The sequence below is a fragment of the Burkholderiaceae bacterium genome, assembly GCA_024235995.1.
Taxonomy (GTDB): Bacteria; Pseudomonadota; Gammaproteobacteria; order Burkholderiales; family Burkholderiaceae_C; genus Ottowia.
Genome location: JACKLI010000001.1, coordinates 3,105,015 through 3,117,192 on the forward strand (window position 1 = coordinate 3,105,015; position 12,178 = coordinate 3,117,192).

A 12,178-nucleotide genomic window follows, 5' to 3' on the forward strand; every position below is an offset into this window, starting at 1 on the left:
AGGAGTGATCAACGTGAGCACATTGAGCAAGTTACGCCGCCTCGTGCTGAGGCAGGACGTGTCGGTGCGCGAGGCCAGCCGGCGCCTGGGCATCTCGCGCAACACAGCCACCAAGTGGCTCAAAGACGGGCAGATGGCCGAACCCCGATACCCGCAGCGGGTGTCGGGCCCCAGCATCCTGGATCCGTACAAGGAGCAGTTGAGCCAATGGCTCAAGGCCGATAGCCATCGCAGCAAACGCGATCGACGCGGGATCAAGGCCATGTTTGAGGCGCTGCGCGCGCAGGGCTACAGCGGCAGCCGAGGGCCGGTCTACGCCTTTGCCCAGCGCTGGCAGCAAGAGCAAGGCAACGCTGCGCGTGGTGCGGGGTTCGTGCCGCTGAGCTTCGAGTTGGGCGAGGCGTTCCAGTTCGACTGGAGCTGCGAGTACCTGTTCATCGGCGGGCTGCGCCGCCGCCTGGAAGTGGCACACACCAAGCTGGCGGCCAGTCGCGCCTTCTGCCTGGTGGCGTACTACAGCCAAGCGCACGAGATGCTGTTCGATGCGCACGCACGGGCGTTCGCCCTCTTCGGTGGCGTGCCCCGGCGGGGCATCTACGACAACATGAAGACCGCTGTGGACAAGGTCGGCCATGGCAAACAGCGCAGCGTCAATGCACGCTTCGAGGCGATGACCGGGCACTACCTGTTCGAGCCGGAGTTCTGCAACCGGGCCGCCGGCTGGGAGAAGGGGGTCGTGGAGAAGAACGTTCAGGATCGGCGCAAGGACATCTGGCGTGAGGCCAGCGAGCGGCGCTGGGGGACGCTTGGTGAACTCAACGACTGGTTGCAGCAGGCCTGCGTGAAGGCCTGGGCTGAGATGAGTCACCCGGAATGGACTCAGCTCACGGTGGCCGATGTCTGGCAGGACGAACGTGCTCGTCTCATGCCCAACCCCCGTGCGTTTGATGGCTACGTGGAGCAGCCGGTACGGGTCTCTGCGACCGCACTGATCCACTTCCAGCGCAACCGCTACAGCGTGCCGTGTGAATGGATTCATGCGGTGGTCAGTCTGCGGGCCTACGCGGATGGCCTGCTGGTGGTCGGGCCCGATGGGCGACAGGTGCGCCTGGCGCGCAGCTTCGAACGTGATCAGACGCTCTACGACTGGATGCATTACATCGCGCTCATCGAGCGAAAGCCCGGCGCGCTGCGCAACGGCGCGCCCTTCAAGACCATGCCCGAGCCACTGCAGGAAATGCAGCGCCAGTTGCTGCGCCACAGCGGTGGCGACAGGGTGATGGCGCAGGTGCTCATGGGGGTGAGCCTGCATGGACTGGAGGCCGTGGTGGTGGCGGTAGAGCTGGCGCTGCAGTCCGGGCGGGTGAGTGCCGAGCACGTGCTCAACGTGCTCTCGCGTCTGAAGGAGCAGCGCGTGCCCGAGCCACCGGTGGCCACGATGCTCAAGCTCAACACGCCGCCACTGGCCAACCTGCAGCGCTACGACGCACTGCGCAACGTCCAGCCTCATGAGGCATCACCGGAGTCCGACCATGCATGACGTCATTGATGCCCTCAAAGCGCTGGGCCTGCACGGCATGGCCAGTGCCTGGCCGGAGGTACTGGGCACCGCCCGCATGAAGTCGCTGGATCATGAGGCCGTGCTGCACCAGCTCATCAAGGCCGAGACCGCTCAGCGTGAGGTGCGTTCCATGGCTTACCAGATGCGCGTGGCGCGCTTCCCTTCGCACCGTGACCTCGCCGGCTTTGACTTCGCCCACGCGCAGCTCGACGAAGCACTGGTGCGCCAGTTGCACACCCTTCGCTTCGTGGAGTCGGCGCACAACGTGGTGCTGGTTGGTGGCCCCGGCACGGGTAAAACCCACCTGGCCACGAGCCTGGGGATCGAGGCCATTCGCATGCATGGCAAGCGGGTGCGCTTCTTCTCAACGGTGGAGCTGGTCAACGCCCTGGAGCTGGAGAAGGCGCAGAACAAGGCCGGGCAAATGGCGCACCGCCTGATGTACGTCGATCTGGTGATCCTGGATGAACTGGGCTACCTGCCATTCACGCAGTCGGGCGGCGCGATGCTGTTCCACCTGCTCTCCAAACTCTATGAGCGAACGAGCGTGGTGATCACCACCAACCTCACCTTCTCGGAGTGGAGCAGCGTCTTTGGAGACGCCAAGATGACCACGGCCTTGCTTGACCGGCTCACGCACCATTGCCACATCGTCGAGACGGGCAACGAGAGCTGGCGATTCAAGCACTCCAGTGCCGCTGGCGCGGCTCCCCCAAAGCAACGCCCAAAGAGCCAGAAAGGAGATCGAAAAACAGCAGACCCGATAGACTTATCCACAACCGAATAGTCAAAGAATCCATCAACCCAGTGGCTCAATATTCAACGTGATCACTGGCTCAGTTGTGCTGATGAATCAACAGCTGCCCCTTCACCGCACCGGACTGGTCGATCAGCACGCGGCGCAGACCGTAGCCCGCTGGCCCGCCTTGCCGGAAGCCGAGTTCGATCAGACGGCACTGCCCGGCGAACACCTTGGCCGAGAGCTCGCGGCTGTATTCGCCCGCCATCGCACGCTTGACGCCTTTGACGATGGTGGACACCGGCGAGCCGTCGTTCTCGAACTGCTCGGCGCAGTAGGCGACCTGAATTCCGGCGCGGCGGCAGATGTATTCGTAGTAGGCGCTTTCGTCGGCGTCCTGGAACCGGCCCCAGCGGCTGACGTCGTAGACGAGGATGATCTGGAAGTCGGCCTTGCCCGCCTGGACGTCGCCGATCAGTTGCTGGAGCGCCTGCCGACCGTCGATGCGCAGACCGCTCTTGCCCTCGTCGGCGTAGGTGCGGACGATCTCAATGTTGCGCCGGGCGGCGTACTCGCGGATTTTGTCGGCCTGGTTCTCCGTCGAGTATTGCTGGTGCTCGGTGGACATGCGCACGTACTGCGCGGCGCGGAACACCGGCCCCGGCGGGCTCATGGGCGATTCGTTCGATTGCATAGACCCGGTCACTCCGTGATTGGCGATCTCGGGTCTGCCGCCCCTTCAATGGACGCGCCGCCGCCGCACGGCGGCAACGCACACGGTTGGAATCGTTGCCATGCAGGATGTTCGAGAGAACCCGTTTTGGAAGCAAAGTTACGGGCGAATCGACGAGGCGTCGATCACGTCCTCTCTTGACACGTCCATCTTGCACGGACACGTCACGCAGACCGGTGTGATCTCGACGACCCACGAGTCGCCGTTTTCCCTCGGCAATGCCGGATGCCGCGTGATGCGGTACAGGCCGCTCGGCAGGTCGCACGCGTCCATCTTTGCAAGATCGGCGTTTCGGCCCTGATCCCGCGACCGCTGCTGCTCGCGGTTACGCTGCGCGTACTCGGGCCGGGCGTCGCGGTAGTCGCGCCAGTAGTCCTGATTGCGCTGCGACCACGCCTGCTGCGCGGCGCGCTGGTTGATCCGGTAGTCGGAATCGGACTGGAGCTTGGCCCGCTGCCATTGGCGCTTGCGGGCGCGCTGGCAGTCGGGCGCGGAACAGAAGGCTTGATCGGGAACTTGCGGGCGGGGTTCGAAGGGCTTGCCGCAGCAGGTGCAGTGTCGGGTCATCGTCGGGTCTCCATGCAAATCCGCACGGAAGCCGCAACCGATCACCGTCGCCGGATGATCACGCGGGCGATCAGGCGCTCATGGGAGCGAGGCCGCGCGATTACTCATGGGCGACCACTTCCATATAGGGCCGCATCACGTTGGCGACCCGGCACACCTTGGCGTACCGCCACAGATCGTCCGCCGACGCCTTGCGCGCCCTCCAGGCATCTTTCAGCGCCTCCATCGCCACATCCAGGCCGATCTTGTTGCGGTGCTTGAAGCAGTCCACGACCGTCTTGGCCGCGCTGTAGACCCGCAGCGTCACGCCGTCACCCCGGTGTTCCTCGATGCCTGCTGCGTGGGCATCGCCCGTCATCTGCACCATCCTGATCGGCGGCCAATCGATGCGCGGCGCGTGGCAGCCGCGCGGCATGGCGATCCAGACCTGGCGTGGCAGTTGGGTGGTCAGCCCGTGGAATTGCAGCGCGGTCAGCAGGCAGAACACGGCCTGCGGCGCTTTGGCCGCCACCACCACGAGGCTTTCGTGTTCCGAGACCGGATGGCCGGGTAGGCGGTAGAGGCCGCGCCCGACCCGGTCCAGCACGCCGGCGGCGATCAGGCGCGTCAGGATGACCCGTGGTGCGTCGATGGCGTCCAGATCGCTGGCGCGCAGCAGCCCCTTCTGGCTGGCCAGATCGAGCACGCGCTGGCTGTGGGTGTCGGCAGACATGGCAGGGGCATGTTCCATATATTCTCTCAATGTAGCATTTTGGAGAAAATTGGGAACATCGCACGGCTGGATGCGGTGATTAGCCGACACATTCGCCGCACATCACGCGGAGAATGACTTGCTCTTGCGGCGAATAAGGTGTTTAATCTCCGCATGGATAGCGGAGAAAAACTCTACATCTGGAAGGCCGACGACTGGCCGAAATGGCGCTATGACCTGTCGGCGCTCACTGGACCGTTGACCGAGGTCAGCCGCGCCCAAGGCGTGCTGCTGGGCCGTCTGGCCGACGTGGGCATGGCGCTGCGCGATCAGGCCAGCTGTTGATTCATTTCCAAAGCTGGGCCATTTCGGGACGCATTCACGTTGAAATTTGAGCCACGTTGCCGCTCTATCCTGCTGAATTTTTCAGCACGGGGGAGCAGGAGTGATCAACGTGAGCACATTGAGCAAGTTACGCCGCCTCGTGCTGAGGCAGGACGTGTCGGTGCGCGAGGCCAGCCGGCGCCTGGGCATCTCGCGCAACACAGCCACCAAGTGGCTCAAAGACGGGCAGATGGCCGAACCCCGATACCCGCAGCGGGTGTCGGGCCCCAGCATCCTGGATCCGTACAAGGAGCAGTTGAGCCAATGGCTCAAGGCCGATAGCCATCGCAGCAAACGCGATCGACGCGGGATCAAGGCCATGTTTGAGGCGCTGCGCGCGCAGGGCTACAGCGGCAGCCGAGGGCCGGTCTACGCCTTTGCCCAGCGCTGGCAGCAAGAGCAAGGCAACGCTGCGCGTGGTGCGGGGTTCGTGCCGCTGAGCTTCGAGTTGGGCGAGGCGTTCCAGTTCGACTGGAGCTGCGAGTACCTGTTCATCGGCGGGCTGCGCCGCCGCCTGGAAGTGGCACACACCAAGCTGGCGGCCAGTCGCGCCTTCTGCCTGGTGGCGTACTACAGCCAAGCGCACGAGATGCTGTTCGATGCGCACGCACGGGCGTTCGCCCTCTTCGGTGGCGTGCCCCGGCGGGGCATCTACGACAACATGAAGACCGCTGTGGACAAGGTCGGCCATGGCAAACAGCGCAGCGTCAATGCACGCTTCGAGGCGATGACCGGGCACTACCTGTTCGAGCCGGAGTTCTGCAACCGGGCCGCCGGCTGGGAGAAGGGGGTCGTGGAGAAGAACGTTCAGGATCGGCGCAAGGACATCTGGCGTGAGGCCAGCGAGCGGCGCTGGGGGACGCTTGGTGAACTCAACGACTGGTTGCAGCAGGCCTGCGTGAAGGCCTGGGCTGAGATGAGTCACCCGGAATGGACTCAGCTCACGGTGGCCGATGTCTGGCAGGACGAACGTGCTCGTCTCATGCCCAACCCCCGTGCGTTTGATGGCTACGTGGAGCAGCCGGTACGGGTCTCTGCGACCGCACTGATCCACTTCCAGCGCAACCGCTACAGCGTGCCGTGTGAATGGATTCATGCGGTGGTCAGTCTGCGGGCCTACGCGGATGGCCTGCTGGTGGTCGGGCCCGATGGGCGACAGGTGCGCCTGGCGCGCAGCTTCGAACGTGATCAGACGCTCTACGACTGGATGCATTACATCGCGCTCATCGAGCGAAAGCCCGGCGCGCTGCGCAACGGCGCGCCCTTCAAGACCATGCCCGAGCCACTGCAGGAAATGCAGCGCCAGTTGCTGCGCCACAGCGGTGGCGACAGGGTGATGGCGCAGGTGCTCATGGGGGTGAGCCTGCATGGACTGGAGGCCGTGGTGGTGGCGGTAGAGCTGGCGCTGCAGTCCGGGCGGGTGAGTGCCGAGCACGTGCTCAACGTGCTCTCGCGTCTGAAGGAGCAGCGCGTGCCCGAGCCACCGGTGGCCACGATGCTCAAGCTCAACACGCCGCCACTGGCCAACCTGCAGCGCTACGACGCACTGCGCAACGTCCAGCCTCATGAGGCATCACCGGAGTCCGACCATGCATGACGTCATTGATGCCCTCAAAGCGCTGGGCCTGCACGGCATGGCCAGTGCCTGGCCGGAGGTACTGGGCACCGCCCGCATGAAGTCGCTGGATCATGAGGCCGTGCTGCACCAGCTCATCAAGGCCGAGACCGCTCAGCGTGAGGTGCGTTCCATGGCTTACCAGATGCGCGTGGCGCGCTTCCCTTCGCACCGTGACCTCGCCGGCTTTGACTTCGCCCACGCGCAGCTCGACGAAGCACTGGTGCGCCAGTTGCACACCCTTCGCTTCGTGGAGTCGGCGCACAACGTGGTGCTGGTTGGTGGCCCCGGCACGGGTAAAACCCACCTGGCCACGAGCCTGGGGATCGAGGCCATTCGCATGCATGGCAAGCGGGTGCGCTTCTTCTCAACGGTGGAGCTGGTCAACGCCCTGGAGCTGGAGAAGGCGCAGAACAAGGCCGGGCAAATGGCGCACCGCCTGATGTACGTCGATCTGGTGATCCTGGATGAACTGGGCTACCTGCCATTCACGCAGTCGGGCGGCGCGATGCTGTTCCACCTGCTCTCCAAACTCTATGAGCGAACGAGCGTGGTGATCACCACCAACCTCACCTTCTCGGAGTGGAGCAGCGTCTTTGGAGACGCCAAGATGACCACGGCCTTGCTTGACCGGCTCACGCACCATTGCCACATCGTCGAGACGGGCAACGAGAGCTGGCGATTCAAGCACTCCAGTGCCGCTGGCGCGGCTCCCCCAAAGCAACGCCCAAAGAGCCAGAAAGGAGATCGAAAAACAGCAGACCCGATAGACTTATCCACAACCGAATAGTCAAAGAATCCATCAACCCAGTGGCTCAATATTCAACGTGATCACTGGCTCAGTTGTGCTGATGAATCAACAGCCGGACTTCTTGCTGAAGGGGTTGAGTTTCATGGTGGTGATCTCCTGATCAGGGTTGCGGGAAACGGGTGATGTCCAGAAGCTGGACGGGATGCAGGCCGGAGCTATCCACGGTGTTCTCCGTATCGAATACCGCCCATGGATGAAGGAACACCGGGCGGTGTGGCGTGTTGGGTGGTCTGCGCGATGCGCCACAGCGCGCCATCGCGCCCGTGGCCCAGATGGCTGATGTCGATGCCCTTGGCGCGATACGCCGGAGCAATGCGCCGAAGCTGGTCGGCCAGACCCTTCGGCGAGCGCGGCCAGGTACTACGGTCGGGGATACCGAAGTTGCCAAGCAGGTCGTAAAGCTGCCCGGCCGTACCCTGCCAGTTCAGCGGCGTCAGGCGCTCGGCGATGTACTTGTCCAAGGCCTGCGCGACGGCGTTGCTCTCCAGCGCCCGGTCGATGCCCGCACGCACCAGTTCGGCGTATTGCCGCTGGAACTCGCCCGCCTCGAAGCCCAAGGCCCGCGCCACCGCTTCGCCCAGCCGTTCGAAATCCGCCATGCGCTGCTTGCGCGCCAAGGTGACCGTCGGCAGGATCGCCAACGCCGAAGCGAACAGGTCGAGCAGTCCGGCGAACACGCGGGGACGGTCGCGCTCCCATTGCGCCTGCGCATCGGCGTCGTCACGCCGGGCCTCCGGCGCAATGGTCGGCAGATCGACGTGAATCACCCGGTCGATCAGGTCGGGCCGCGTGGCGACCACGGCGATGCCGTTCAAGGCCACCGGTCGCTTCGTCTCCATGACGTGCTCCTCGCCGTTGGTGTAAAGCTGTCGCGCCGCGAAGCCGCCGCCCGTGGACAGGGTGCAGAGCGCATCCTGCTGCTCCGGCGTCAGACCAGAGAGGTTTTCGTAGGAGACGAGCCAGTTGTTGGCGGCGGCAACGAAGATGTCCTCGACCGTCTTGGGTCGTCCGCGCAGCATCACCTTGTTCGGGTCGATCAGGCTGCGCAGCACGGTTTGCGTGGTGGACTTCGCTGACCCCTGCTCGCCGACCAGTTCCAGCACCGGAAACGGCGTGTCGGGACGCCAGCCGTCCAGCAGCCACGCCAACACCAGCACGCGGCGGTTCGGCGGGATATTGGTGTGCCGCCAGAGCAGGCTGATGTCGCCGTTGGCCGCAGGCATCGGCAGCGGCCGCATCGAGGGCGGGCGGGTGAACAGCACCGGGGATGCGGCGACCACCCGCCAGCCGCGCGGGTTCACTTCGACCGCCTGCCAACGTTCATCGCACAGGTCGATGACGTAGCCGTCCTGCCAGCGCACGGCACGGACGTGGACCTCGATGGAGTCGCCGTCGTTGATGCCGGCCGCCGACAACGTGGCCAGCGCCGCCTTCATCGTGGTGTCGGTGACACCGGCCTGCCGGGCGCACCAGTAGGCGGCGCGCAACCAATCTTCGAAGCCGGAGGATTGAACACGCCAGACCTCACGGCGATCCGGCATCGGGATGACGGCCACGGCCCGACGGTCGGCGTCATGGTGCAGTTGGCACTGGGCGCGGGCCAGCGCCACCAGTTCGTCCAGCGTCGAAGATTCTTCGGTACCCTCCGATTCCCCGCGCACGGCGGCGTCCAGTGCCGTGATGGAACAGGCGGGATTGAGCTTCTTGGCCTGCTGGCGCAGTCGCTGGTAGGCGGCGACGTCGCGGCAACGCAGCGCGCAGAGCGCGGCGATCACCTCCGGTTCGAAGATCGCACCGACATCTTCCGGCAGGCGGGCGAGCGCCGCTTCGACGACGGCGAGCGCGTCAGGTGCGCCAGCAGCATCACAATCGTCACCACCATCACCGATGTGACGGTCGTGATGGTGGTGACGGTCGCCCTCTATTGTTGAGGTCGCCGAAAACGAAGGTGCCATGACCAGCCCTCGTCAGCGCGACTGGTCGATCAAGGCGCGGATGTCCTCGGCGCGCCAGACCGTGGTCTTGCTGCCGAGCTTGACACCCTTGGGGAATTTTCCTTCGCGCACCCCGGCCCACCACGCGGAGCGGCTGATCGGGATCAGGGAAAGGATCTGCGGCAGCCGGAGAAAGCCGGTATCGGGCAGAAGCGGACGGGAGAGTTTCATGGCGAGCATCCGTGGTCGTTTCGGGATGCTCGCTATTCAATGCCACGATTCGCCGTGGCGGTAGAACCGCTGCGCGCACAGGAATCACGCTGCGCGCAGCGTGACGGTCGTTATCCGCTGTCGCGCTGCCGGCGATCCTCGAATATCCAGTTCCGCACCGTGGCCGAAGATCGGAATACCTGCGCACCAATGATCTTGGCCGCTGCATCAATGCTGTTGTATTTCCCGTTCCAATACAGTTCCAGCGCGCGGGCCTTGGCTTCACGGTTCGTGGCGTGCCGGATGTCGGCGGCTTTGCGCCCGCCTTGGGATTGGGCGCGCTTGACCTCGTGCGCGACATCGGCGGGCGGCGTCAATCCCTCGCGCCATGCACGCTCGACGACCGCTTCCACCGACTCCACGTCCGGCAGCAAATCCGCGAGCAGCACGGCTTCCCACGATTCCATCAGCGCGGCGGCCACGGGCACACCGAGGACACCCGCCGATTGATCGCCCACGGCATCGATGACCACACCGAGCTTGTAGAGTGCCAGCACGCGGTAGCAGTCGCGGAAGCCGAACGGCGTGCCGTCCTCCAGCGCGAACATCTTGTGGTGTTCGATGGCCCGCATCAGCCAGTCCAGATCGCGTTCGTCGTCGCGCGCGGAACTGTCCTCGCCCAATGCCACGGCCTGCTGAATCGTCGCATCGATCCACGCCAGCAATTCCCGCAACTGGTCGTCGTCGAAACGAACCAATTCCTCCTTCGCCAGCACGACGATGCGGATGGCATTCGGCAGCGCCAGCAATTGTTCCAGCGACGTGCGCAGAGCCAGGGCGAGGAGTTCGGGATTCATCGCCGATCAGTCTACCGGCGAAGGTCGTCCAGCGCCGTCCGAGAATGGGCACGGTCGTCGGCTGCGGTGCAATGCAGGCTTGGCGACCCCGCAGCCTGTTTCCGGCGAGCCATAACAATAGGCGGTGATCGTCACGACCATCACCATCATCACGTTGCCCGCCTGCCGGTGATGGTCGTGACGATGGTGATGGTCACTCCTTATTGTTGTGGTCGGAAAAAACGAAGGTCGCCCGAGGCGAAACGGGTCCTCCTGCGGAAAGAGCAATACGGGGGGCGCGAGCGCGGCGCTTCGCTACTGTCAGGGTGCGAACCGAGGTTCGCACGGTTCGCGGTTCGCACCCGTGGCCGGGGTTCGCGGGCTGACGTCCCGAAAAACGGTGATGGTCGGGAACGCAGCACCCGCGCGGCCTTGCGGCTCATTTCGACGCCCGATCACGCCCAATCGGTGAACGTGGCGGTGGGCCGTGACGGCAAACGATCAACCCCTTCGGCCAGCGCCGAAAGGGTATCCGGAAACTGGACACCCCGGGTGGCCTCCAATGGCTGGAGGTCACCACGTCGGAGGATTCGGAATCAGGCGGCCTGCAGTTCCGCGTCGATGCCGCTCTGGATCACGAACCCCGAGAGGTAAGGCAGCCCGCGCGGGATGCCGTAGTCCTTGCTGGTCTGGCGGCCAATTGTCCAGTCCATCCACTTCTGCGTGGCGACGGCGATGGCGACCGGGAGGGCGTGGCCGTCGTGGAGTGCGTTGTGGACGTCGTCGGCGAAGTGGCGTCCGTGCCGGCTGTCGAGGAAGGCGCGGACGGTGTCGAAATCCTCGCCCGTGGCATCCGCGATGGCGGCCATCGCCATCGGCCACGCGGTGGCGGCGTGTTCGTTCATCGTGCCCCAAAAGCCCCATGCGTCGTTGCGGGTGGCGGGGATGGTGGTGCTGCTCATGCTGTCCTCCGTGGTGATTGGCGATGATGGAAGTAACGCGCTGCCGGAGCCGGAAGCCAAGCTCTTTCTGGCCTCCGGCTCCATCTTTCTTCAGGCCACGCGGTAGATGCGCTCGCCGCCGGGCTGCTTGTCGGACACCAACGTCAGGCCAAGCTTCTTCTTGAACGCCCCGGCGAACGCGCCGCGCACGGTGTGGGCCTGCCAGCCGGTGGCGGCGCAAATCTGGCGGACGGTCGCGCCTTCGGGCCGTTGCAGCATCCGCACGACCTCGGCCTGCTTGCTGTCCGTCCGCGTGCGCGGCTTGGCCCACGTTGCTTCGGCGGCGGTGACGGCGGCCTCCAGTTCCGCGTCTTTCGGCGTGGGCAGCGCGCCTTCGGCATTGGTGATGATCTGGTCGAGCTTGGCCTCGAACTTGTTGATGCGCTGCTTGCTGATGCCGGGGCGCGGGACACCGAGGGCGTCGTAGCCTTCGGCCGCGACCAGCCACCGCTTGCGCACCTGCCGGACGAGCCCGCGTTTGGCGAGGCCTTCCAGCAACTTCTGGCGCGCGCCGCCATTGATGTTGGGCGGGAACCATTCGATCCGGCCTTCGGCGTGATCGATGGCGTGGGCGAGGATGGCGTGCTGTGCCGGGGTCAACTTGATTGCGGTCATGGACGCTCCTTCAGGGATGGTGATTGGGAGCACGATGAACGCGCTGTTCGGCGCAGAAGCCAAGCAAAAGGTGATGCGGGATTGCCATGCTTGTATGCCAGCCTGATAAACTGCTGTTCATCTTCCATCGACCGCCCGACCGAACCGAGATGAAGCGCTGCACCGTTGGCATCCGCCGCCCCGAAGAACGAAGCCGTCCGGCCACTGGCCGGGGCCAGCCTTCGGTCTGGTTCCCGTCGATGTCGACGATGGCGGCGGTGCTGTCCGAGGACAACCGGGCGCTACTGCGCCTGATCCGCGATCAGCGGCCCAAGTCGCTGACGGCGCTGGCGGCGCTCTCCGGGCGACGCGTGCCCAACTTGTCGCGCTCGCTGCGGATGATGGAAGGCTACGGCTTGGTCAAGCTCAAGCGCGACGGGCACGGGGTGGAGCCGGTGGCGCTGGCAACCAGTTTCAAGATTCTGATCGACTGAAGGCCCGG

At 64.8% G+C, this 12,178-nt stretch carries 12 protein-coding genes and 2 pseudogenes; 6 read left to right on the forward strand and 8 right to left on the reverse strand.

Going from position 1 to position 12,178, the window contains the following annotated elements; genetic code table 11:
- The first annotated feature begins 13 nt into the window (after positions 1–13).
- Together H6927_14910 and H6927_14915 are read left to right on the forward strand one after the other, a co-directional pair.
- Positions 14–1,540, forward strand: coding sequence for an IS21 family transposase (locus H6927_14910; protein MCP5219384.1), 1,527 nt, complete (start codon positions 14–16; stop codon positions 1,538–1,540).
- Positions 1,509–2,348 carry an ATP-binding protein gene (locus H6927_14915; protein ID MCP5219385.1) on the forward strand — a complete coding sequence of 280 codons (840 nt, stop codon included), beginning with the start codon at positions 1,509–1,511 and terminating at the stop codon, positions 2,346–2,348. Before H6927_14910 ends, H6927_14915 begins: the two co-directional genes overlap by 32 nt.
- 70 nt (positions 2,349–2,418) lie before the next feature.
- Here the strand turns inward: H6927_14915 and H6927_14920 are convergent.
- The 3 genes and pseudogenes from H6927_14920 to H6927_14930 form a co-directional block, all read right to left on the reverse strand.
- Positions 2,419–2,973 (reverse strand): annotated as a pseudogene (locus H6927_14920) (recombinase family protein).
- A 159-nt stretch (positions 2,974–3,132) separates the two neighbouring features.
- Entirely contained in the window at positions 3,133–3,600 is a 468-nt protein-coding gene (locus H6927_14925) for a hypothetical protein (GenBank protein MCP5219386.1), read from the reverse strand.
- Between the two features lie 100 nt (positions 3,601–3,700).
- The gene (locus H6927_14930) at positions 3,701–4,312 is read right to left on the reverse strand and encodes a type IV toxin-antitoxin system AbiEi family antitoxin domain-containing protein (protein MCP5219387.1); all 612 of its coding nucleotides are present in this window, start codon (positions 4,310–4,312) and stop codon (positions 3,701–3,703) included.
- Positions 4,313–4,465: 153 nt separating this feature from the next.
- Between H6927_14930 and H6927_14935 the strand changes: the two are divergent.
- The 3 genes and pseudogenes from H6927_14935 (at position 4,466) to H6927_14945 (ending at position 7,080) form a co-directional block, all read left to right on the forward strand.
- Positions 4,466–4,630: pseudogene (locus tag H6927_14935) on the forward strand (DUF4172 domain-containing protein).
- Positions 4,631–4,745: 115 nt separating this feature from the next.
- Complete coding sequence (locus H6927_14940) at positions 4,746–6,272, forward strand: IS21 family transposase (protein ID MCP5219388.1); 1,527 nt, start codon at positions 4,746–4,748, stop codon at positions 6,270–6,272.
- Positions 6,241–7,080, forward strand: coding sequence for an ATP-binding protein (locus tag H6927_14945; protein MCP5219389.1), 840 nt, complete (start codon positions 6,241–6,243; stop codon positions 7,078–7,080). The genes H6927_14940 and H6927_14945 overlap by 32 nt, the downstream gene beginning before the upstream one ends.
- A 176-nt stretch (positions 7,081–7,256) precedes the next feature.
- Here the strand turns inward: H6927_14945 and H6927_14950 are convergent, their stop codons facing one another.
- From H6927_14950 to H6927_14970, 5 genes are all read right to left on the reverse strand, one after another.
- Positions 7,257–8,990 carry a hypothetical protein gene (locus H6927_14950; GenBank protein MCP5219390.1) on the reverse strand — a complete coding sequence of 578 codons (1,734 nt, stop codon included), beginning with the start codon at positions 8,988–8,990 and terminating at the stop codon, positions 7,257–7,259.
- Between the two features lie 78 nt (positions 8,991–9,068).
- Positions 9,069–9,266, reverse strand: coding sequence for an AlpA family phage regulatory protein (locus H6927_14955; protein ID MCP5219391.1), 198 nt, complete (start codon positions 9,264–9,266; stop codon positions 9,069–9,071).
- Between the two features lie 110 nt (positions 9,267–9,376).
- Positions 9,377–10,102 carry a hypothetical protein gene (locus H6927_14960; GenBank protein MCP5219392.1) on the reverse strand — a complete coding sequence of 242 codons (726 nt, stop codon included), beginning with the start codon at positions 10,100–10,102 and terminating at the stop codon, positions 9,377–9,379.
- A gap of 575 nt (positions 10,103–10,677) precedes the next feature.
- Positions 10,678–11,043: a hypothetical protein gene (locus tag H6927_14965; protein MCP5219393.1), complete on the reverse strand. Its 366-nt coding sequence runs from the start codon at positions 11,041–11,043 to the stop codon at positions 10,678–10,680.
- Positions 11,044–11,133: 90 nt separating this feature from the next.
- Complete coding sequence (locus tag H6927_14970; protein ID MCP5219394.1) at positions 11,134–11,697, reverse strand: DUF3489 domain-containing protein; 564 nt, start codon at positions 11,695–11,697, stop codon at positions 11,134–11,136.
- 149 nt (positions 11,698–11,846) lie between these two features.
- Between H6927_14970 and H6927_14975 the strand changes: the two genes are divergently transcribed.
- Complete coding sequence (locus tag H6927_14975; protein ID MCP5219395.1) at positions 11,847–12,170, forward strand: transcriptional regulator; 324 nt, start codon at positions 11,847–11,849, stop codon at positions 12,168–12,170.
- The last annotated feature ends 8 nt before the right edge of the window (positions 12,171–12,178 follow it).

Coding starts and splice junctions, on each gene's coding strand:
- H6927_14930 (MCP5219387.1), bottom strand. CDS start 4,312: ATGTCTGCCGACACCCACAGCCAGCGCGTGCTCGATCTGGCCAGCCAG.
- H6927_14975 (MCP5219395.1), top strand. CDS start 11,847: ATGAAGCGCTGCACCGTTGGCATCCGCCGCCCCGAAGAACGAAGCCGT.
- H6927_14915 (MCP5219385.1), top strand. CDS start 1,509: ATGAGGCATCACCGGAGTCCGACCATGCATGACGTCATTGATGCCCTC.
- H6927_14970 (MCP5219394.1), bottom strand. CDS start 11,697: ATGACCGCAATCAAGTTGACCCCGGCACAGCACGCCATCCTCGCCCAC.
- H6927_14945 (MCP5219389.1), top strand. CDS start 6,241: ATGAGGCATCACCGGAGTCCGACCATGCATGACGTCATTGATGCCCTC.
- H6927_14955 (MCP5219391.1), bottom strand. CDS start 9,266: ATGAAACTCTCCCGTCCGCTTCTGCCCGATACCGGCTTTCTCCGGCTG.
- H6927_14960 (MCP5219392.1), bottom strand. CDS start 10,102: ATGAATCCCGAACTCCTCGCCCTGGCTCTGCGCACGTCGCTGGAACAA.
- H6927_14965 (MCP5219393.1), bottom strand. CDS start 11,043: ATGAGCAGCACCACCATCCCCGCCACCCGCAACGACGCATGGGGCTTT.
- H6927_14925 (MCP5219386.1), bottom strand. CDS start 3,600: ATGACCCGACACTGCACCTGCTGCGGCAAGCCCTTCGAACCCCGCCCG.